Annotated in this window: 19 protein-coding genes and 1 pseudogene; 18 read left to right on the top strand and 2 right to left on the bottom strand. The window is 55.2% G+C overall.

What is annotated here, in order from left to right:
- Positions 1 to 2 precede the first annotated feature (2 nt).
- The 14 genes from ACYCZJ_RS01685 to ACYCZJ_RS01620 all read left to right on the top strand — a co-directional run bounded on the left by ACYCZJ_RS01685 (position 3) and on the right by ACYCZJ_RS01620 (position 13,284).
- Positions 3 to 1,388: an FAD-dependent oxidoreductase gene (locus ACYCZJ_RS01685; RefSeq protein ID WP_461552494.1), complete on the top strand. Its 1,386-nt coding sequence runs from the start codon at positions 3 to 5 to the stop codon at positions 1,386 to 1,388.
- Positions 1,385 to 1,678 (top strand): ferredoxin family protein, encoded by a 294-nt coding sequence (locus tag ACYCZJ_RS01680; RefSeq protein ID WP_461552493.1) that lies wholly within the window; start codon positions 1,385 to 1,387, stop codon positions 1,676 to 1,678. The genes ACYCZJ_RS01685 and ACYCZJ_RS01680 overlap by 4 nt, the downstream gene beginning before the upstream one ends.
- Positions 1,653 to 2,228 (top strand): class II glutamine amidotransferase, encoded by a 576-nt coding sequence (locus tag ACYCZJ_RS01675; protein ID WP_461552492.1) that lies wholly within the window; start codon positions 1,653 to 1,655, stop codon positions 2,226 to 2,228. The genes ACYCZJ_RS01680 and ACYCZJ_RS01675 overlap by 26 nt, the downstream gene beginning before the upstream one ends.
- A 367-nt stretch (positions 2,229 to 2,595) precedes the next feature.
- Positions 2,596 to 3,387, top strand: coding sequence for a sulfite exporter TauE/SafE family protein (locus tag ACYCZJ_RS01670; RefSeq protein WP_461552491.1), 792 nt, complete (start codon positions 2,596 to 2,598; stop codon positions 3,385 to 3,387).
- A 41-nt stretch (positions 3,388 to 3,428) separates the two neighbouring features.
- Positions 3,429 to 3,749 (top strand): DsrE family protein, encoded by a 321-nt coding sequence (locus tag ACYCZJ_RS01665; RefSeq protein WP_461552490.1) that lies wholly within the window; start codon positions 3,429 to 3,431, stop codon positions 3,747 to 3,749.
- A gap of 545 nt (positions 3,750 to 4,294) precedes the next feature.
- Positions 4,295 to 5,080, top strand: coding sequence for an ArsR/SmtB family transcription factor (locus ACYCZJ_RS01660; protein ID WP_461552489.1), 786 nt, complete (start codon positions 4,295 to 4,297; stop codon positions 5,078 to 5,080).
- Positions 5,081 to 5,590: 510 nt separating this feature from the next.
- Complete coding sequence (locus ACYCZJ_RS01655) at positions 5,591 to 5,935, top strand: c-type cytochrome (protein WP_461552488.1); 345 nt, start codon at positions 5,591 to 5,593, stop codon at positions 5,933 to 5,935.
- Positions 5,936 to 6,112: 177 nt separating this feature from the next.
- Entirely contained in the window at positions 6,113 to 7,483 is a 1,371-nt protein-coding gene (gene hemN / locus ACYCZJ_RS01650) for an oxygen-independent coproporphyrinogen III oxidase (RefSeq protein ID WP_461552487.1), read from the top strand.
- Positions 7,484 to 7,843: 360 nt separating this feature from the next.
- Complete coding sequence (locus ACYCZJ_RS01645; protein ID WP_461552486.1) at positions 7,844 to 8,269, top strand: c-type cytochrome; 426 nt, start codon at positions 7,844 to 7,846, stop codon at positions 8,267 to 8,269.
- A 39-nt stretch (positions 8,270 to 8,308) separates the two neighbouring features.
- Complete coding sequence (locus ACYCZJ_RS01640; protein ID WP_461552485.1) at positions 8,309 to 9,709, top strand: cbb3-type cytochrome c oxidase subunit I; 1,401 nt, start codon at positions 8,309 to 8,311, stop codon at positions 9,707 to 9,709.
- 50 nt (positions 9,710 to 9,759) lie between these two features.
- The gene (locus tag ACYCZJ_RS01635; RefSeq protein ID WP_461552484.1) at positions 9,760 to 10,341 is read left to right on the top strand and encodes a cytochrome c oxidase subunit 3 family protein; all 582 of its coding nucleotides are present in this window, start codon (positions 9,760 to 9,762) and stop codon (positions 10,339 to 10,341) included.
- Between the two features lie 11 nt (positions 10,342 to 10,352).
- The gene (locus ACYCZJ_RS01630) at positions 10,353 to 10,622 is read left to right on the top strand and encodes a cytochrome C oxidase subunit IV family protein (RefSeq protein WP_461552483.1); all 270 of its coding nucleotides are present in this window, start codon (positions 10,353 to 10,355) and stop codon (positions 10,620 to 10,622) included.
- Positions 10,623 to 10,637: 15 nt separating this feature from the next.
- The gene (locus tag ACYCZJ_RS01625) at positions 10,638 to 11,456 is read left to right on the top strand and encodes an AAA family ATPase (protein ID WP_461552482.1); all 819 of its coding nucleotides are present in this window, start codon (positions 10,638 to 10,640) and stop codon (positions 11,454 to 11,456) included.
- A gap of 13 nt (positions 11,457 to 11,469) precedes the next feature.
- Positions 11,470 to 13,284, top strand: a complete 1,815-nt coding sequence (locus ACYCZJ_RS01620; RefSeq protein WP_461552481.1) for a nitric oxide reductase activation protein NorD — start codon at positions 11,470 to 11,472, stop codon at positions 13,282 to 13,284.
- Between the two features lie 189 nt (positions 13,285 to 13,473).
- Here ACYCZJ_RS01620 and ACYCZJ_RS01615 read toward each other — a convergent pair.
- Positions 13,474 to 13,999, bottom strand: a pseudogene (locus tag ACYCZJ_RS01615) (methyl-accepting chemotaxis protein); the annotation flags it as partial.
- 457 nt (positions 14,000 to 14,456) lie between these two features.
- Between ACYCZJ_RS01615 and ACYCZJ_RS01610 the strand changes: the two are divergent.
- Positions 14,457 to 15,200: a helix-turn-helix domain-containing protein gene (locus ACYCZJ_RS01610; RefSeq protein ID WP_461552480.1), complete on the top strand. Its 744-nt coding sequence runs from the start codon at positions 14,457 to 14,459 to the stop codon at positions 15,198 to 15,200.
- A gap of 67 nt (positions 15,201 to 15,267) precedes the next feature.
- Here the strand turns inward: ACYCZJ_RS01610 and ACYCZJ_RS01605 are convergent, their stop codons facing one another.
- Entirely contained in the window at positions 15,268 to 15,651 is a 384-nt protein-coding gene (locus tag ACYCZJ_RS01605) for a S24 family peptidase (RefSeq protein ID WP_461552479.1), read from the bottom strand.
- A gap of 378 nt (positions 15,652 to 16,029) precedes the next feature.
- Between ACYCZJ_RS01605 and ACYCZJ_RS01600 the strand changes: the two genes are divergently transcribed.
- The 3 genes from ACYCZJ_RS01600 (at position 16,030) to ACYCZJ_RS01590 (ending at position 21,415) form a co-directional block, all read left to right on the top strand.
- Positions 16,030 to 17,241, top strand: coding sequence for a histidine kinase (locus ACYCZJ_RS01600; protein ID WP_461552478.1), 1,212 nt, complete (start codon positions 16,030 to 16,032; stop codon positions 17,239 to 17,241).
- Positions 17,238 to 17,909, top strand: a complete 672-nt coding sequence (locus ACYCZJ_RS01595) for a response regulator (protein WP_461552477.1) — start codon at positions 17,238 to 17,240, stop codon at positions 17,907 to 17,909. Before ACYCZJ_RS01600 ends, ACYCZJ_RS01595 begins: the two co-directional genes overlap by 4 nt.
- Before the next feature lie 371 nt (positions 17,910 to 18,280).
- Positions 18,281 to 21,415 carry a DEAD/DEAH box helicase gene (locus ACYCZJ_RS01590; protein ID WP_461552476.1) on the top strand — a complete coding sequence of 1,045 codons (3,135 nt, stop codon included), beginning with the start codon at positions 18,281 to 18,283 and terminating at the stop codon, positions 21,413 to 21,415.
- The last annotated feature ends 131 nt before the right edge of the window (positions 21,416 to 21,546 follow it).

Here is a 21,546-nt window from a genome sequence, read left to right as displayed (position 1 = left end):
GCATGAGTGAAACGATTCAGGCTGGGATGCCGGCGCCAGACGGCAACATGAAAACGCTTCAGGCGGAGAAGTTGTCCGCCGCCGCCAGCGCGCAAAAGTTTGATGTGATCGTGGTCGGTGCCGGGCCGGCGGGCAATGCCGCCGCCTATACTCTGGCCAAGGCCGGGCTGGCCGTACTGCAACTGGAGCGGGGCGAAGCGCCCGGTTCCAAAAACGTGCAGGGAGCGATCCTTTACTCCGACGCGTTGGAACGCATCATTCCCGATTTCCGCGATAGCGCGCCGCTGGAGCGGCACATCATCGAGCAGCGGATGTGGGTGCTGGACGACGAGTCCTATATCGGCACTACTTTTCGTTCCAACGACTTCAACAAGCCGCCCCACAACCGCTACACCATCATCCGCGCCAAGTTCGATAAATGGTTTTCGAAGAAAGTGCGAGAGGCAGGTGCACTGGTGATTTGCGAAGTCACCGTCAGGGAACTGCTGCGCAGCAAGCAAGGCAAGGTGATCGGCGTGGAGGTGGACCGGGAGCTCGGCAATATCTACGCCGACGTGGTGATCCTAGCCGACGGCGTGAATTCCACACTGGCCCGCAAAGCCGGATTCCGCGAGGAATTGAAGCCGAAAGATGTCGCCCTGGCAGTGAAGGAAATCCATTTCCTGCCCAGAGACGTGGTGGAGAGCCGCTTTAACATCGGCAAAGATGAGGGAGTGGTGATTGAAATGCTGGGCAAAATCACCCAGGGCATGATGGGTACCGGCTTCCTTTATGCCAACAAGGATTCCATCAGCATCGGCGTAGGCTGCATGCTGTCCGATTTCATGGCGCAGAAAACCACCCCCTTCGAACTGCTGGAACGCACCAAGGCGCATCCCGCCATCAAGCCGCTATTGCAAGGCGGAGAGATGAAGGAATACTCCGCCCATCTCATCCCTGAGGGCGGCTACCATGCGATTCCCCAAGTGTACGGCGACGGCTGGCTGATCGTGGGCGACTCCGGCATGTTCGTCAACGCGGTGCATCGCGAAGGCTCCAACCTGGCGATGACCACCGGGCGCATAGCCGCGGAAACAGTGATCGAGTTATACGCAGCGAAAAAGGCCATGAGCGCTCACAATCTGGCCGCGTACAAACAGCGATTGGACGGCAGCTTTGTGATGGATGACATGAAGAAATACAAGAATCTGCCGGATATTTTCCACACCAACAAGCAGTTTTTCACCACCTATCCCGAGTTGCTGAACCGTTCCGCCTATACCCTGCTCATGGTGGACGGCAAGGGCAAACGGGCCAAGGAGAACGCGATTTTCAACAGCTTTCGCGAACGCCGCACGCTGTTCGGCATGCTGGGCGACGCCTTCAAACTGTGGAGGGCAATACGATGACAGCAGCTGCGAAAGTCGAAGAAAGCCTGTTCCAGAACCGCTATCTGCTGGATGCGGACAACCCCCACATCCGCATCAGAGACCCCGAAATTTGCGTCACAAGCTGCGCAACCAAGCAATGCGCCGTGTGCTGCCCTGCCGGCTGCTACACCGTGGAAGGCGGGAAAGTGATGCTCACAACCGACGGCTGCCTGGAGTGCGGCACCTGCCGGGTGGTCTGCGACACCCATATCAATGTGGAATGGGAGTACCCGCGCAGCGGCTATGGCATCCAGTACAAGTTCGGCTGAATCGGTGGTGCATTTTGTCGCGGGGCCGGCAGCCGATGGTCGTAAAAATAAAGAGTGTCAAAACTACCGGGTAAAGGGGATAAGAAAGGCGGTTCTTAGAATTTTGAGACCGAACTCGAAAGCCCAAAAAAAGGCGGTATGCCGTCCCGATGGGCAGACGGATTCGGAATATGCCTTCTGCTACTTGCTTGGACATATTGCGCAGCAGTCGCACGTCACACTGCAATTGACGGGCGAGCCTTGGCTCGAAACCGTCGCGCGCGTGGCCGAAGCGGTCGCCTCCTATGGCCAGTTCAATTTCCTGATCTCGGATGGCGAATACCTTGTCGCCTATGCCCATGATCGGCTTTACTATCTGGAGCGCCACGACCAAAGCTTGGAAATGGGTGCGTTAGAAGTGGCGCTCATCGCGACAGAACCCCTTCCATCATGCGCGCCATGGCTGCCATTTGAGCCTGGAGAGTTGAGGATATACCGCCACGGACGATTGGTCGGGGATATGAAGACATATCCGCCACTTCCGCCAAAAAAAGCCGCGGCCTCCCACTAACTCCGTCCCGTTGAAGGATCGTCGGTTTGCTCCAAACAGCGAACCATTTCGCTGGGGCGCGATGCTTGCCGTGCAGTGACCATCAGTAAACCCCGCATTTTCCGCAAACAGTCGACCGTATTGTCACTCACCGACCAAACAGCTCCGGCGCTCCGCTATCTGCCACCAATAGCAATTACCGAACACATACAACGTAGCGACCGGGCCCTGTATTAGCGTCTGGATATGCTCGCCAGTTATTTATTTCTTGTCTTTTCCGATATATGGGAGGACATTATCAAATGTTCGTTTGAATAGTTGAATATATAGCCCTTTGTAAAACATGGGCCACGGTAACTTCCATCTCCATTTTTGAAACGAGGTCATCATGACATTACTGGTCATTCTAGCCGGGATATCCACCGGCATCCTTTTGGGGCTGCTGGGTAGCGGAGGATCAATCGTTACGATCCCTGCACTCGTATACTTATTGGGGGTCCATCCTAAATCAGCCATCGCACTCAGCCTCGGGATTGTGTCCATCACCGCCACCATTTCCGCCATCAACCATTTTCGATCCGGCAATGTCAATCTGAAAGTGGCGGCTATTTTTGGGCTCTGCGGCATGCTGGGGACGTATACGGGAACAAAGCTCGGCATACTTATGCCAGTGGTACTGCAGTTGGGGCTGTTTGCGCTCGTGATGTATGCGGCAGCGTACAGGATGCTGAAGCCAAAGCGCCGGTTCGCCGCCGTCGGGGCAGACGTGGTACGCAGCGCCCCTGAAATAGCGCAGCATGCCGAGGGTTTGCCCGCGCATCTAGGATACGTGGCATTACTCGGGTTGGCGGTTGGGTTGCTCACCGGGATGGTGGGAGTGGGCGGGGGGTTTCTAATTATTCCCGCGCTGGTTTTACTTTCCGGCATTCCCATGAAACAGGCTGTCGGGACCTCGCTTGCCATTGTGGCGGTGAACTCTGGTACCGGCTTTACGGGCTATCTCGGCGTGGTACCCGTGGACTACGCGCTAATGGGCACATTCACCGCTGTTGCCATCGCTGGCAGCTTTGTGGGTGCCAAGATTTCACACCATATTTCGCCGGATAACCTGAAGCGTGGCTTTGGGATCTTTCTGGTAATCGTCGCTACCTACATCCTGATCAAAAGCGTAATCTTTTAAGGGAAATGGCAGTTGCACCTTCGTAACTCAAGGAGGCAGTCATGAAGCTCGGCATAGTAATATATTCAAACGACAGCGAAACAGTGTGGAATGCCTTCCGGCTGGGCGTGTTTGCCTTGAAACAGGGCGATGCGGTGGAAGTGTTTCTTTTCGGTAAAGGTGTGGAATGCCAGGCTATCGACAATGAGCAATTCAAGGTGGCAGACACCCTGAGCGAATTTATCGCGGCCGGCGGGTGTGTTTTGGCGTGCGGCACCTGCTTGAAGCTGCGGAACACTGACAACGCCGGGATATGCGAAATTTCCACCATGCAGGACTTGCACCGCATCGTGCGCGAGTGCGATAAGGTGCTGACCTTCTAAACTGTGGTGAGCCGCTATTCTGAGAAATACTTGGCCCTCAATGTTGAGGGTAGTTGGCAGACGACAAATTTCCGGGCCGGATAAGCGATCCTCCGCCACTAAGGTATGCTGCTGCACACAGACGCGGCCAGCCCATTGCCAAGATTCTGGTGATTGTAGACCAGTTAGGCGTGGACACCCTGGCAGGCCACAAATCTTATGCGTCCAAAGGTGTGGAAACGCTCTGTGTGCGCATTGGGTATTCCCATAGTACCTCTGCTCGTCGTGGCGGATTATGAGCATGGCCTACAACCCCGGCACTGGGAATGTTCCGGCCTTGGTGGGATTGGAGAAATGGTAAGCCGGGTGATGGAATGCCTCGCCATACTGGGGTTCCGTTTACGCCATTTGCGGAGCCAGCTTCATGAGCGGTTAGCGTAAGTAACCCTCGGCGTGTCACTCGGAGGAAGATTCGGTTAGCTGGGCATTAGCGGCGATGAGGAGGGCGTGAGGTACTGTGCGCCTTTCCGCGGGTATGCCACCGCCGAGGAAGAGATTGATAAAGCATGCCGCATTCTGATTTCGGCCTGGAGAGCAGAGAAATCTTGCCTGTAAATACTGGGAGAAGCGTTCTGATGGCACAAAAAACCGTAGTGAATGAACATCATGAAAAGAATAGCTCGCCCAAGAAACAGCTATTCGAACATCTTGCGCGCCCGGCCAAAGCCATGGCGAGCGCCAACCGGCTGGAATTGTTAGAGGCGCTCGCACAAGGAGAGCGTAGCGTTGATGCGCTTGCCAAAGTTTGTGGTATATCCATCGCTAATACCTCCCATCATTTACAGATTCTACGGGAGAGTGGTTTGGTGACTCTCCGTAAAGAAGGTGTGCAGGTGATCTATCGGCTCAAAGACGCGGAGATTCCGGCATTGCTTTCCATTATGGGCAGAATTGCGGAGCGTCAATTGGCGGAAGTAGATCGTATTGTCATCGAGCATTTTTCAAGTAAGGATGGCCTCAAGCCGGTGCGGCGCGATGAGTTGATTGAGCGGGTGCGCGCCGGGCAAGCGATGGTGATTGATGTGCGGCCTGAAGGGGAGTATCGCTCGGGGCATATCCAAGGCGCTATCAACATTCCCATGGAAAGCCTGCCGGGACGCCTGGCAGAATTTCCCGGGAACCAGGAGATCGTCGCCTATTGCCGCGGACCATACTGCATGCTCGCGTACGAGGCGGTGCAGGCGCTACGCAAGCATGGCTACCGCGCACGCCGTCTGGAGGACGGTTTTCCAGAGTGGAAGATGGCGCATTATCCGGTCGCTGAGGGTACTGATAAAGATGATACGGTTTGAAATATCACCCCGATGTCCCTTGGGCATACCCTGAAGGATAGGGCGAAAAAATGCAGAAGACTGGGCAAAGCCATCCAGCAAGTTTATTGCCATTACTCAAAACGATCACGGCACCCTCGCCAACTCGGCAGCAATTCACCGCATTACTTCTGCCCCCTCTCCCGGAATCCTTGCGCGGTCACTTGGACGCGCGAAATCCCTGATTTTGGCAAGCGACAATATAGTTGCAATTCGCTTACCATCCCGATTTTCGCGGCACATCCGTGCGCCGTTTATTTTTCAACCATTGCGTGCAACGCACGTTCTTACTACCCTGCGCGGGCCTGGATATATCTGGCTCCTTGGTCACCACGTTAAAAGTTTGGAAACCTTGATGCAGATCAAGGACAGAGGCAGCCTGGTTCTATAACCTGCATACAGCAGGCGGGTTGCCCTTACCCTTGTTGCAAGGGCCTGGCTCCTGCCGGCTTGTCGTACCTTATCGATGTCATTTTCATTATGGAGATTGTTATGAATGCAAAATACCTGTTCGTCGCTGCGATTGCCTTACTACCGTTATCCGGCATTGCGCACGCGGCAGGAGATCCAAAGGTAAAAAGCATGATGGCACATAGCGACTGCTTTACCTGCCATTCGGTAGATCATCAGGTAATCGGCCCAGCATACAAGGATGTCGCCAAACGCTATCACGGCACCAAGGCATCTGCCGCCATCATCGCCACGCTCGCCGGGAAAATCATCAAGGGCGGAAACGGAAACTGGAACAAGGAAACGGGTGGCGCACCGATGACCGCTCACCCTAAGATGTCAAAAACCGAGGCTGAGGATATGACCAAGTGGGTTCTCGCCCAATAAAACAGAGGCATGAACTGGTGAGCGCCTGGCGGCCAGGCTCAATGCTTTCCGGCCAGGACCGGAAATGCGGCGCTTCATAGAAAATCAATCGCCAATCGATTCAGGATAATCAGTTATATTACTGTTAGAACGACAGCGTTCATAAATTGAATATTTCAACGGAAATCAGAGTCGATCATGCAAGCATCCATCGCCCTACTGGAAAAATACAGCAAGCCCGGTCCGCGCTATACCTCCTACCCTACCGCGCCCTATTTCAGCACTGCTTTCAGCGAGGCTGACTGGCGCGCCGAGCTGATGTGCTCCCAGGCCAGCGGACGCGATCTCTCCCTGTATGTGCATATCCCGTTCTGCGACAGCCTGTGCTATTACTGCGGCTGCAACATGGTGGCGACCCAGGATTACACCAAGGCCACGAGTTATCTTGACGTGCTGTTCGACGAAATCGAGCGTAGCGCCGAGCTGGCCGGGGACGGGCGCGTGGTACGCCAGATCCACTGGGGCGGCGGCACACCCACCTACCTCAAACCAGCCGACATCTTGCGCCTGTCACAGCATCTGCACCGGCATTTCATGGTGGCCGAGGATGCGGAAATCGGCTGTGAAGTCGATCCGCGCGCGCTTTCTCACGAACACGTACAGGCCCTCAAGCAGGCGGGTTTCAATCGCGTCAGCGTAGGGGTGCAAGACCTCGACGAACGCGTGCAGCGCGCGGTGAATCGCCTGCAACCGCTGGCGCTGATCCAGCAGGTGTATGGCTGGATGCGCAGCGAAGGTTTCAACAGTATCAACATGGACTTGATGGTGGGATTGCCGCACCAGAGCGTGGCCAGCTTCAACGCCACGCTGGATGAAATCCTCGCGCTGTCCCCGGATCGGCTGGCGGTATTCGGTTATGCGCATGTGCCCTGGCTCAAAAAACATCAGAAGCTCATTCAGGAGCCGGATCTGCCTGACTTCGCCACCCGTCTCAGCCTGCAGGAGCTGATCCAGCGCCGTTTGTCCGAGGCGGGGTATGTGTATATCGGCATGGACCATTTTGCCAGGCACGACGATGAACTGGTGCGCGCCCAGCAGCAGAAAACACTATGGCGTAATTTTCAGGGCTACACCACGCACCGCGACTGCGACATCCTGGCTTTCGGCGCCTCGGCCATCAGCCAGACCGATGATGTGTACGCGCAAAATTTCAAGCGCCTGGCGGACTATCATACCCGCGTTGGGCAAGGCAGCCTGCCCATCGAGCGCGGGCTGCGCATCAGCGAGGACGACAAAATCCGCCGCGATGCCATTACCCGCATCATGTGCGACCTGGAGCTGGACAAGGCGGCGTTCTCACAGGTATGGGGACTGGATTTCGATACTTACTTTGTGCAAAGTTTGACCGAACTGGAGGCGCTGTCTGCCGACGGCCTGGTAGAAATCACTCCGCAAAGGGTGCGCGTGACCGAAGCCGGGCGGATTTTTCTGCGCAATATCGCCATGGCGTTCGACGCTTATCTGCAACAGACAGATGGTGCCGTACCGCGCTACTCGCGTACCGTGTAAGGACATTATCAAAACATGCAAACATAGCCTGCCTGTTGCAGGCGCTCGATTCCGGCATCTGCCATCGGCACCATGGTAACGAAATCGCGAATCTCGCCCAAGACAGTCTGGACGGGCCTGAAAAATTCGGCTCTTTTCTTTATAGCGTAAGACCGGTACGCGGATATCAATCCGTCAGCGCTACCGAAACCCGCACTTTCAAGCTCTCCCAAACGCTTGTGCCCGATCGCGCCTGGCCGCACTACAGGAATATTCCTCCGCTCGATAATTCTATCTATCTTGATCTGGGTCAAGGAACAATAGGTGTATTTAAAATACTATTTAACTGTACCTATTTTTTCAACACCCAAGGAGCCGAACATGCATCAAGTTTTCACCAAAGCGATGGCCCGCAATATTTTTCTCGGGGGCGCGGTTTTTTTCCTCGCCATTTATCTGGCGCTTACCTATGACACCTGGCAACGCATCCCGGTACGGGATCATGCGGACAAAATGACTCCTGCTGTGCTGCGCGGTAAATATTTACTCGACAGCAACGACTGCATCGGTTGTCACACTGTTAATGGCGAAGGCGCCTATTTCGCCCCGGAGCTTGGCAACGTCTACAAACGTAGAGGTCCTGCATTCATCAAGGCGTGGATACACGCAATGCCCACAGGGGTACCGGGAAGAAGGCAGATGCCTAATTTCCATTTCACCCAGAATCAGCTGGATGACCTCGTGGCCTACCTGCAATGGCTTTCCAACATCGACACCAACAACTGGCCACCCAATATTCAAGGTTGATTGGACTCCATTCTCCCGCAACGAAAAAGGAAAAAAATCATGAAATACCAGTCTCAACAGGTGGCAAAACCCTACTTCATCGCCGCTCTGGCCTTGTTTGTCGGCCAGATCGTGTTCGGCCTGATCGCCGGACTGCAGTATTTGCACGGAACGTTCCTGTTCCCGGAACTGCCCTTCGACGTTACGCGCATGAGCCACACCAACCTGCTGATTGTATGGCTGCTGATGGCCTTCATGGGCGCCGCCTATTTTATCGTTCCGGAAGAGGCGCAAACCGAGCTGTACAGCCCCAAACTCGCGCTGGTTACTTTCTGGGTGTTTCTCATCGCCGCAGCGCTGACGATAGTCGCTTATCTTTTTGTGGATTATGCCCATCTGGCAGCAATAACCGGCAACGCAATTTTGCCTACCATGGGCCGCGGCTACCTGGAGCAGCCACTACCCACCAAGATCGGCATCGTCCTGGTAGCGCTTTCGCTGCTGTTCAACGTGACCATGACCCTGATCAAGGGGCGCAAAACTTCCATTAACCTGATTCTGGTGGGTAGCCTGTGGGGTCTGGCGCTGCTGTTCCTTCCTGCCTTTTATTTCCCGCACGACACCGTGAAAGCCAGCTTCGGGTGGTGGTGGGTAGTGCATGGCTGGGTTGAGGGAGACTGGGAATTGATCCTCGGTGCCCTGCTCGGCTTCATCCTGATCAAAATGACCGGAGTGGACCGCGAAATCGTGGAGAAATGGCTCTACATCATTATCGCCATGACGCTGATTTCCGGCCTCATCGGGATTGGTCACCATTACTACTACACTGGCGCACCAGCATACTGGATATGGCTCGGTTCGATCTTTTCCATACTCGAACCCATCCCGTTCATACTGCTCATCGTCTTTTCCTTCAAGATGCTGATGCAGCGCCGCCGCGAACATCCGAACAAGGCCGCCATGCTGTGGGCGCTCGGCACACCGATCATGGCCTTTCTCGGTGCGGGCTTGTGGGGATCCATGATCACCCTGGCACCAGCCCAATACTATATGCACGGGACCAACTTCACCGCCGCCCACGGGCATCTGGCTTTCTTCGGTGCCTATGCGATGATCTCCCTGGCCATCATCTCCTATGCGATGCCTTTGCTGCGCGGTCGTACAGCAAACAGCGCAGCCGCCCAGCGCTGGGAAATGACGGGCTTCTGGATCATGGTACTCAGCATGCTGGTCATCGCGCTTGCCCTCACTGGTGCAGGTATCGTAACGGTCATTCTGCAACGTGCCGCAGATGACCCAATGTCATTTATGCAAGTGCAGGACAAGTCACGCGTGTTCTTCTGGGTGCGCGAATTCGCCGGTGTCGGCTTTTTCATCGGCTTGCTGGTTTATTTGCGGAGCTTTTTCATTGCAGGCGAATATGAATACGCCAATGAAATGAAACAGGCCCTGGCTGCCTGACCGAGACCGTGGCGGGACAGTGATCCCGCCATTATTGCCGGGAATTTATCGTGGATATTGAAATCAGCGTTGATACGGAAAAACCTTTGCCAGGAGATTTTGCGATATGGATATTCATTTTCGCCGAGCTCCTGGTTTTCGGTGTGCTTTTCGCAGCCTATGCGTTCGCCCGCAGTGCCCATGTGGATTTGTTCAACGCTTCACAGCTCACACTTAATCGCACCTACGGTTTTGCCAATACCTTGATACTCCTGACCAGCAGTTATTTTGTAGCACGCGCGTCCCGCTCGATCAGGGCGGGACGCGGCACGGCCTGTGCCAACTGGCTGACTGCTGCGCTCGGCCTGGGCGGGATGTTTCTGGTATTGAAACTTGTGGAATTCCATCAGGATTCCGTCCAAGGCATCAATCTTTCCACCAACCTGTTCTATATGTTCTACCTGGCCCTCACGTTTTTTCACTTCATGCATGTGGTGATGGGCATGGTGATCCTTGGTGTGGTCACTTACAAAGCCTATGCCGGGCGCTACAGCGCCGCAAACCACACCGGCGTGGAGACAGGGGGTTCCTACTGGCACATGGTGGACCTGGTCTGGATCATCCTGTTTGCGCTGGTTTACGTCATTCATTGAAAGGACGATCAATGAAACTGCTTCAAGCCATTCCGTTAAAACCGTGCACCGCCTCCTGGATCGTGCTGCTCGCGCTCACCACGATCACTTTCGAGCTGGGTTCAGGCGCCCCCAGCCAGATACTCATGGCAGCTGTGCTGGCGCTGACGCTCGTCAAAGGACAACTGGTAGTCAGCTATTTCATGGGCCTGCACCGGGTGCGCCCGGCGTGGCGTCTGGTCATGGCCGCGTATCTGGCCGTTGTCGGCGGTGTCATCGCCATCGCCTATCTCACTGCTTAATCAAGGAGTCCTCCCATGTCAGTTACTTCAATCGCCCGAACCGCGAGAGTACCCAGCCTCATCCCTTCTTACACGCCGACCGGTGACGAGGTCGCCGTCTTCGAACTCGCCTATCGGAACCGTTTGCCGGTACTCATCAAAGGGCCGACTGGCTGTGGCAAGACACGTTTCATCGAACACATGGCGGCGCGGCTCGGACTACCGTTGTATACCGTGTCCTGCCACGACGATCTGTCCGCTTCGGACCTGGTTGGCCGCCATCTGATCGACGCTTCCGGTACCTACTGGACGGATGGCCCGCTCACCCAGGCAGTGCGTCACGGCGGCATCTGCTATCTGGACGAGGTGGTGGAAGCTCGCAAGGATACGACGGTGGTGCTGCACGCGCTGTCCGACGATCGCCGCATTTTGCCTATCGATCGAACCGGGGAGATCCTGGAGGCACCGCCGGAATTCATGCTGGTCGTCTCTTACAACCCCGGCTACCAGCATTTGCTCAAAGGTCTGAAACCCAGTACCCGGCAGCGCTTCGTTTCGCTTTCTTTCGACTTCCCGGAAGCTGCGTTGGAGGCCGAAATTGTAGCAACAGAAACCGGTGTCGATCCCGCAGTGGCCAAGCGTCTTGTCACTCTCGCCCATGCCCTGCGCAGTACTGCCGATCACGACCTGGAAGAAGCGCCAGGCACACGCCTGATCGTCGACGCAGCGAAACTGATTGCCGATGGCTGCGACCCGCAGGTGGCATGCCGCGCGGCCATCGTGGAATGCCTATCCGATGAGCCGGAGATCACCCGCGCGTTGATGGTGGTTGTGCTCGCTATTTTCGGCGACTGAGGCGAGGCCAGCTATGGAAGAACAGGTCGGCATCGCCTGGCACCGGCTGATAAATCGCCTGGCCACACATCGCTTTCCCGAAGCTGCAGTCGAGCTGGCCAGCGTTTCCCGCGATGCTGCATTGCTGTTCCGCGCCCTTGGCGGAGACCACGAAGTGGCGGTGCAAGCGGGGGCGCAAACACTCCACGGCGCCAGGCGCTCGCTGCTGGAGCGTCTGGCCGGCAGCGAGCGCAAGGTGGATCTCGCCTGGGTGGATCATCAGGCGCTGCGCCTGCCTCCGCTCATCGATGCCTTTCCCGTAGCGAGCCTGAATCGCGATCTGTATTTCTGGCTGGCAGCCCTGTGCGCAGTCGATCCGCAGCCGCATCTGGCGTGGCTTGCCAGAAACCAGGCCGCCGTGCTCACGATAACCCGAGGCTACCCCGGTCTGGCTGCAAGCTATGGCCGGCTGGTTGAAGCAGAGATCGCGCGCCGCCCGCCAATCAGCAAGCTGGCGCCGGATGAAGCGCAACAGGAACAGGCGATCCGTGCTGCGCTGCGCAAGCCGGGCAGCGTCGCGGCGCTCCCCGCTGCACGGCGCCCGCCCCATCCCGTCTTGCTGTGGCTGCGCCCAGAACTGCCCGCCACAGGCAAAAATCCGCACCCGGATAAATCACCGGATCAGCCTTCCCGGGCGGCGAGCGCGCTCCAGTCGGATAAAAAACGCCGGATGGCCGAACACACGGAAATGCCGGAGCGCAAAGGCGGTCTTCTGATATTCCGGCCCGAATCGATATTCAGTTGGACCGAATACGCGAAAGTCGAACATGAAACCAAGGAAAACGAGGATCAGGATCTCGCCCAGGCAGCAGACGATCTGGATGTTATCGCTATCGCGCGGGATGGCAAGAGCGTCGCCAAGAAGTTACGCATGATGCTGGACTTGCCGCCGTCTGAGGGTGACCACCTTCCTCTGGACAGTGGCAGAATGCTGCCCGAGTGGGACTACAGAACGCACACCCTGAAACCGGACCGATGCCGGGTCAACACGATTCCCATGGCGGATGCCAAACCCTGCGCGCTTCCAGAGCATCTGAAACGCGACCAGCAACGCCTGCAGCGCCAGTTCGGCGCCTTGCTGCCGGTGCGCCTGCGCCTCAAGGCGCAGCCTGAAGGCAACGACATTGATATCGACCCCTATATCCGTCATCTCGCCCACAATACCGGTGCTGAAACCCGTTTTTATCTGGACCAGCGCAAGCGCGAGCGCGACCTGGCCTGCCTGCTGCTGGCCGACCTGTCGTTATCCACCGAGGCATGGGTAGGCGAAGAACGACGCGTAATCGATGTCATCCGCGACAGCCTGTTCCTTTTTTCCGAGGCGCTGTCCGTAACCCGCGACCGCTTCGCGCTGTATGGCTTCAGCTCCCAGCAACGCACCGACGTGCGCTTCCATACTTTGAAAGCATTCAACGAACCTTATGATGAGGCCGTACGCGGCCGCATCAGCGGCATCAGCCCGGCGTACTACACCCGTATGGGTGCAGCCATCCGCCACGCCACAGAAATTCTGGGTCGCCAAAAGGCCCGCGAGCGCCTGCTGTTGTTGCTCACCGACGGAAAACCCAACGACGCCGATCTGTATGAAGGCCGTTATGGCATCGAAGACACGCGCAAGGCTCTGATCGCCGCAAGACAACAGGGCCTGCGCCCGTTTTGCGTGACAGTCGATCAGGAAGCCCACGAATACCTGCCGCATATTTTCGGCAAGAACAACTTCATCATCATCCGCAAACCCTCTGAATTGCCCGCCAGGCTACCTCTGCTCTACGCGCTTCTGACACGCTAAGGAATCTATTGTGTGCACCAATATGTTTTTTGCAGCCATTATTCAAGCAAATTCATTAGCTTTGAGGCAAAAATCAATATCGTTGGATTACGGAATCCACCTTAATGCAAACCATTCCATCCTTTCCGTTTCAGCGGAGCAACTAAAGTGGGCTCCTTGGCCAAGACAATATTAATTATGGAGGCGAGATTAAGGGTATAACCGATCGCCTGCAGAGGCACGGTGCTGCCTTGGTTTTGGCATTGTTTCTGTTTCTGGGCACGCTTTTGTGATGCGGGAGATGCTTGCCAACCGGGGCATCATCGTTACCTGGCTGCGCAGAATCCGGATGTCTGTTCGCTTGCTACAAGTTGCCTGACTTTCCTCACTCAGCTTGAACACGCGCACCGTCTGGGCAAGTTTGCCTGTCTGATCACGCAGGCTTTCATCTGCGGCCACGACGACGGTAAAACCGCGTCCCTGTTCACCAGCACGCGCAGCTTCTACAGCTGCATGCAGCGCCAGAATATTAGTCTGGAACTTGATCACCCGGAACGAGTGCTGCTCTACCTTGGCACGGATACCCGCCTTGAGTTTCTCGATCCGGCCAATCAGCGCGCTTATGGGTTTGTCTTTGTCCAGCGCACGGCGCTTGGCCTTCGGTCACGTCGTTCACATGCGCGGCAGTGCCGCGCACGGTGTGCACCAGCCCGGATTCGGCATCGGCGCCAATGTGGTCAGCTCCTTGATCTGCGCATCTGTCAGGCTTATGGAGATAACCCGCATATATTGGCACCAAGAACAAGTAGTATTTAATGTTCGATTTCGTGGCCATTGGCGTCACTTTTCAAGACATATATCATTAAATATATATATTCTTAAATTCTGATTATGCTAGTCTGGTCAGGAAGAGATAATTGCGATCCGGATCAACAAACAGTGCGGAAATGTAGCTTAAGTCGCCCGTATTTTTGGAGAATCTTACCAGCAGTCAACGCGCGTTGAATGGATGTATAACTAAGACGGCGCATGGGAAATCATTACGACCGATTGTCGAATGATCAACTGACGCTAATGAAGCAAATTTGCCCGAGACATGCAGCGCATTTTTAATCACGCACAACCCTGCCAGCATGCTCACTCACAATGCGCAGGCAAAATGCTGGATATACTCACCCGAGCTGGAGCAGCTTATGTCAAAACCATATAACAGCATCTCCTCATCCCCGTCTTTGGAATTCTTGTCATGTAAAAATTGTGACATGTATGGAATGTGCAGACAGGCGAATAATGGTGAAGATGTAAACGTTACCAATACGCTGGTCAAGCGGCGATTTGTATTGAGACGCGGGGAATATCTGTATCGGAGTGGTGATTCATTCCACGAAATCTACGTGGTTCGCCATGGATCGATAAAAACATATATATTCGGCGGTGATGGCAGAACCCAAATTACCGGATTTCACGGACGCGGCGGGATAATCGGGCTGGATGCCCTCAATGGCAAACGCTTTGCCAGCGAAGCCATCGTGCTTGAAACAACGAATGTCTGCGAGATATCGTTCTCTGATTTCCGGGATTTGAGCAGAAAAATTCCGGGCTTGCAGGACCATATGCTCGCCATCATGAGTCACACCATACTCCGTGCTCAGCAGATGATGCTGCTACTTGGGAAAAAAAATGCGACCGAGAGGCTGGCAACATACCTGATCAGTCTCAGCATGCATTTTGATAAGACCAATTTGCCCCAGCCCTCCTATAAGCTCACCATGTCACGCAGGGATATCGCCAATTATCTTGGGCTGACTCAAGAAACGGTTTGTCGTATTCTGGCGCGCTTTCAAGAAGATAGCATCATTAAAATTCAAGGGAAATATATACATTTCGTCGATATGGGTCGACTAGCTGAACTGACTTCGGAAAGCCGGACAGGGTAGTAGCGGACTGAATTTGAGCCAGGGCTACGCTGTGACACACGTGCACCTGTGTTGTAGAGTTGTATGTTTAATGCGCATGCTTTGCGACATAGATTTTGCGAGAGCGACGCGAACCTGGACGCTGTTTCTGGATAATGACGCCCTTCACTACGGACAGATCCGATATGAGCGCATCCTCGTAGTTGGTATTGAGTGGATGCAGGTACCAGTCACCCTCCCGCCGCACCAGTTGGCGGAAAATGTATTCCTCGTTGTGAAAGGCCAGCACAAAGGAACCATCCGTCGTCAGGCCTTCCGGTTCGATGATGATGATTTCGCCTTCCTCGAATTCCGGCGTCATGCTATCACCCAGCACCATCAGGGCAAAGGGTTCGGCGCCCGCGCAAGTGCTTAGGCTGGCATCGGCGGATTCCTGGGGCACAAGCGGGATGATTTTCCTGATCGAAGTCATTTTGCTGTGTCCTCCTCATAATTGGATAAAAACAATACCCGCGTGGCGACTGCAAACCAGACCTGCAATAAACGATGTCCGAAAATAGAGTTCATGCGGATGCGCCATTGTGCCTGGATAATCCAATGATGCCTGTTTATGCAGGCAGCGCCTACCTGTTTCATCCCTGCAAATCGACGCAAAATTTAGCATGGAAGGTAGTTTACGCAAGCGGTACAAGCGATAAAATTTCTTCTGCAACGGAGTTTAGATTTATAGTGTTAGCAATTTCAATGCGTTGTTGCAGGTCGCAGAGCGAAAACAGCGTGCCCAGGCGTTGGCCGGCGTATGCTCCAGGCAAAAATCCGCCCATCATGGCAGGCTTTCGGAGAGAAAATCATGCAAGATATTAGCGGCCCTTCTGCCGAGCATTCCGAATCTGTTACCGGCCAGGGGCTATACAAGCTGCCTGCGTTGCGGGTGCTATCCGAAATTACCACTTCACTCAGTACCAATGTCGACATCGAACGGCTATTGGAGCGCTTCCTGTCCACCATGGTGCGACTCGCCGGCGCGGGCGCCGGTGCAGTACGCGTACTCACCGCCGACGGTACCGGGCTAAGGCTGATCGGCTCCATCGGTCTGCGGGAAGACATGCTGGAGCGGGAGAGCGTCGTCCCCCTGGGTTGCGGCGTCTGCGGCCAGGCAGTGCATGATTCCGCGGCCCGCAGCACCGAGGCGATGCATATATGCAAGAACAACTCGGGCCTGGCGTTCTTCGGTGACCGCTGCGTGAGCTTTGTGGCAGTACCCTTGCGGCACAAGGGCCACGTGCTGGGGATTTATAACCTGTTCATGTTCGCCGATGCCCCTCCCATTCCGGAAGATGTACGGCTGCTGTTCTCCTCCATCAGCGAACATCTGGGGATGGCCCTGGAGAACGTGCGCCTGACTCAGGAAAACATGCGCATCAGCCTGATGAACGAGCGCCAGATGCTGTCCAACGAAATCCACGACTCACTCGCCCAGACACTGGCCTACATGAACATTCGCCTGGAGATGCTCAAAGAGGCCGTGAACACGGGGGATAAGCCATTTACCGAAAAATATCTTGGCGATATGGAGGATGCCCTGGAGTCCGCCTATTCCGGCCTGCGCGAACTACTTACCCAGTTTCGCCACAGCATGGATCCGCGCGGCCTGGTGCCGGCCCTGCGGGATCTGCTGACTGCGACACGCAAAAAAACCGGAGCGACGGTGGCTCTCACTAATCACACCCAGGGACTGAATCTCACCCCGGATCAGGAAGTCCAGGTGTTCCATATTGTGCAGGAAGCACTCGCCAATATCTGCAAGCATTCCCGTGCCTGCAACATCCACCTGAACTTCGAACAGACCAGCGATGCGTACAGGCTGACCATTACCGACGACGGCATTGGCCTCTACGCCGTTGGAAACTCCGACCCTGACGTACATTTCGGCATCAGCATCATGCAGGGACGGGCAAAGCAGTTAGGCGGCAGCGTGGAGATCAGCAGCCAGATGGACAAAGGCACGCAAGTAACATTGACGTTCCCTTCCCGCCCGCCATGCAAGGGGGAAAACGCATGACGGACAAAATCAAAGTCGTGCTGGTGGATGACCATACCCTGTTCCGTAAGGGCTTGGCCGAACTGTTGGAACACTCGGGTATTATCAATGTGGCAGGCATTAGCGGCGATGCCGAAGAAGCGCGCCGTATGCTGAGAGAAATACAACCCGACGTGGTGATCATGGACCTGCACATGCCGTCGGTGGACGGCATCACCCTGCTGAGCCAATTCCACCAGGAGGGGCTGCTGTTCCCGACGCTGATTCTGACGGTGAGCGACGACCAGGGCGACATGGCCAATGCGCTGCGCGCAGGCGCCCGCGGTTATCTGCTCAAAAATATGGAACCGGCCGAAGTGGTGGACGCCATCCAGCGTGCGGCCAGGGGCGAAACCGTGGTGGCGCCGACGATGACCGCCAAGCTGGTGAATCTGCTGGATGCCAAGCAGGGTAAGAAAGACTCGCTCATCGAACAACTGACCCAGCGCGAGCAACAGATACTTGGCTGTCTGGCCAAAGGGGAAAGCAACAAGGTCATCGCCCGCAACCTGGGAATCAGCCACGATACCGTCAAGCTGCACGTGCACAACATTTTTTCCAAGCTCAACCTCACGTCCCGGGTGGCGGCGGCGGTATTTGCCGTGGAGCAACGGCTCGGCCAGCCCGGCAATGGGGCCTCCAAATCGTGATGCGCGGTAAAAACCCGGCCCTGAAAAAAAACATTTTAACCACGGGGAACACGGAGGAGGATCAAAGCATTGCGTGGTTTGGCTCTGTTTAGCGCAAAGTAGCAATGTCCGTTGGTGATTACATAGTGGGGCAGGACAAACAGAATTTTATGGAGTGCGGCACGCCGGGTGCGCGTATTGCGGAGATCAATAATTTGTCAGCAGAATATTGCAATGCCGGACGCGACCCCATGCTCGTTATTATGGATATTTTTCTGCAATCTGTTACACCCCTGCGGTGTGAGAACTAAAAATAGATTACGGAATATGCCAGCAAGCGTATCTGTCCAATTTTTTTATTTTTCGTCAAATATGCGGCTTGAAACTGTTTGATGGCTGGTCAATTTTCTGATTTCTATCTAAGCCTCGATGCTGACCCGATGAAACGGGGCAAGCAGTTCGAGCACTTCGTAAAGTGGTTTCTGAAAGCCGATCCCGAATGGTCAACGCAAGTTGACCAAGTGTGGCTGTGGGATGAATACCCGGAACGCTGGGGGATGGATTGCGGCATTGACCTCGTGTTCCGTCACAAGAACGGCGAAAACTGGGCAGTTCAGGCCAAGTGCTATTCGCCCGACTATCACATCACCAAGCACGATGTGGACAAATTCCTCAGCGAATCGAACAGGCCAAGCATCAAACACCGCCTGCTGATTGCCACCACAGACTTTATTGGCGGCAATGCCAAGCAAGTTTGTGAAGCGCAGGAAAAGCCCGTCGTCCGTTTTCTGCTGTCCGACTTTGAACGCTCCGTGCTGGAGTATCCCGCCAACCTCGGCGAACTGGCGCAAGCCAGACGCAAAGCACCACCCACGCCACGCGAACACCAGAACGAAGCCATCACCGCCGTAGCGCAAGGTTTGCAAACCGCAGACCGTGGCCAGCTCATCATGGCCTGCGGCACCGGCAAGACTTACGTCACACTCTGGATCAAGGAGCGGCTTGCCGCGCAACGCACCCTGGTGCTGGTTCCGTCCTTGGGGTTGTTGTCCCAGCTTCTGCGCGAATGGACATTTGCCGCCGCTACCCCGTTTGAAGTGCTGTGTGTCTGCTCAGATCAAACCGTCGGCACAAGAGGTAACGATGAAGCCATCCACAGCGTGGCCGATCTGGCCTTCCCCGTCACTTCGGATGCCGATGAAGTAAAACGATTCCTCAGCGGCACAGGCAGTCGGGTGGTCTTCTCCACCTACCAATCTTCCTCCGTCATCGCCGCAGCGCAGGCAGATAGCGCAATCCCCTCCTTTGATTTTGTCGTGGCGGACGAAGCCCACCGTTGCGCGGGCAAGGTCGGCAGCGACTTCACCGCCGTACTCGACAACACACAGATACGCGGAGCCAAGAGATTATTCGCCACTGCCACCCCGCGCACCTACTCCAGCAACGTCAAAAAAGCCGCCGAAGATCGGGGCGTCGAAGTGGTCGGCATGGATAACCCCGCCCTGTTTGGCGAGGTGCTGTATGCCCTGCCGTTCGGCAAAGCCATAGCATGCAAACTGCTCACCGATTACCGCGTCGTCATCATCGGCGTGGACGACCCCACCATCGCGCAGTGGATCGCCAACCGCGAACTGGTCACCACAGGCACGGGTATCGAGACCGACAGCCAATCGCTCGCCGCCCGGATCGGCTTGCTCAAAGCCATCAAGGACTACGACCTCAAGCGCATCATCAGCTTCCACAGCCGCGTCAATCGCGCCGAAGCCTTCACCACCGACATCCAAAGCACGATGCAGTGGATCAGCGACGAACACCGCCCCAGCGGAACCCTGCGCACCGACTTCGTCTCCGGCAACATGCCCGCCAACAAACGCAAGATCAAGCTCGACCAACTCAAAGCCCTGAGCGCAGCCGAACGCGGCGTACTGAGCAATGCGCGCTGCCTGTCCGAAGGGGTGGACGTGCCCTCCCTTGATGGCGTGGCGTTTATTGATCCGCGCAGCAGCCAGGTTGACATCATCCAGGCCGTGGGTCGCGCCATCCGCCTCAGCCCGGACAAGAAGGCTGGCACGATTGTTTTGCCGGTGTTTATCGCAGCTGGCGAAGATGCTGTAAGCACCATCGAAGCCAGCAACTTCAAACCTGTTTGGGATGTACTGAATGCGTTGAAGGCGCACGATGACGTGCTGGCGGATGAGCTGGATCTGATTAGAACTGAGATGGGTAGGAAGTCGGGGGCAGGTATCAGTGCAGATGGGTTGCGCAAAATCAGCATTGACCTGCCAGTCACAGTCGATGCGAATTTTGGCAATGCACTGCGCACCTATCTGGTTGAACAGATAACAGAGTCATGGAATTTCTGGTTCGGCTTGCTTGAGGCGTTCGTAAAGCACGAGAGCCATTGTTTGGTTACAGGACGATACAGAGCAGAAGGTGGATATCGGCTTGGTAGCTGGGTAAATAAACAACGAACAGCAAAAAACAACCAGTCACCGGAGCGAAAAGCACGGCTTGAAGCCTTGCCCGGTTGGAGTTGGGATGCTTTGTCAGATAAGTGGGAAGAAGGGTTTCGCTATCTCAAGGAATTCGCAGATCGAAAGGGGCACTGTTTGCTTCCTGTACTATATAAAACAGAAGATGGATATCGAGTCGGTATTTGGGTTAGTGTTCAGCGGCGAGAAAAAGACAAAATGTCACCGGAGCGCAAAGCACGGCTGGAGGCATTACCAGGATGGGCTTGGGATGTAATTGCGGAACAGTGGGAAGAAGGATTTCGCTATCTTAAGGAATTCGCAGATCGTGAGGGGCATGCCACGGTTCCTAACGATTACAAAACGGCAGATGGATATCGAGTCGGTGGATGGGTAAATACCCAACGAACAAAAAAAGATAGCATGTCACCGGAGCGCAAAACACGTCTGGAAGCATTGCCCGGTTGGAGTTGGGGTGTTCGAGCAGATAATTGGGAAGAGGGATTTTGCTGTCTTGAGGAATTCGCAGATCGTGAGGGGCATGCCAAGGTTCCTAGCGATTTCAAGACGGCGGAGGGATATCGAGTCGGTAGCTGGGTAAATAACCAACGAACAAAAAAAGACAACCTGTCATCGGAGCGCAAACTACGGCTGGAAGCGTTACCCGGTTGGAGTTGGGATACTTTGTCAGATAGACGGGAAGAAGGATTTCGCTATCTTAAGGAATTCGCAGATCGAGAGGGGCATGCCAAGGTTCCCAGCGATTTCAAAACGGCAGATGGATATCGAGTCGGTAGCTGGGTAGGTACCAAACGAGCAACAAAAGACAACCTGTCACCGGAGTGCATAGCACGGCTGGAAGCCCTACCCGGTTGGAGTTGGGATGCTCGTGCAGATAATTGGGAAGAAGGGTTTCGCTATCTCAAGGAATTCGCCGATCGAGAGGGGCATACCAAGGTATCTCAAGGTTACAAAACGGCAGATGGATTACGTCTCGGTGGGTGGGTAAATAAACAACGTACAACAAAAGACGGGGGTATCCGCGATTTTGTGTAAACGGGAAATCGTTTAAAGCTGCGGCATGCGCTCATCGAACATGATCGTGAACCGATTTAACGCGGCCTTCCAGTTCTGAATCGGCATTGTCCATTTCTTGCTGATGTTGCGCAGCGCCAGATAATACAGCT

Source organism: Sulfuriferula sp., assembly GCF_054605375.1.
The sequence above is the reverse complement of the archived record's forward strand: the minus strand, read 5'-3'. Positions and strand labels throughout refer to the sequence as shown.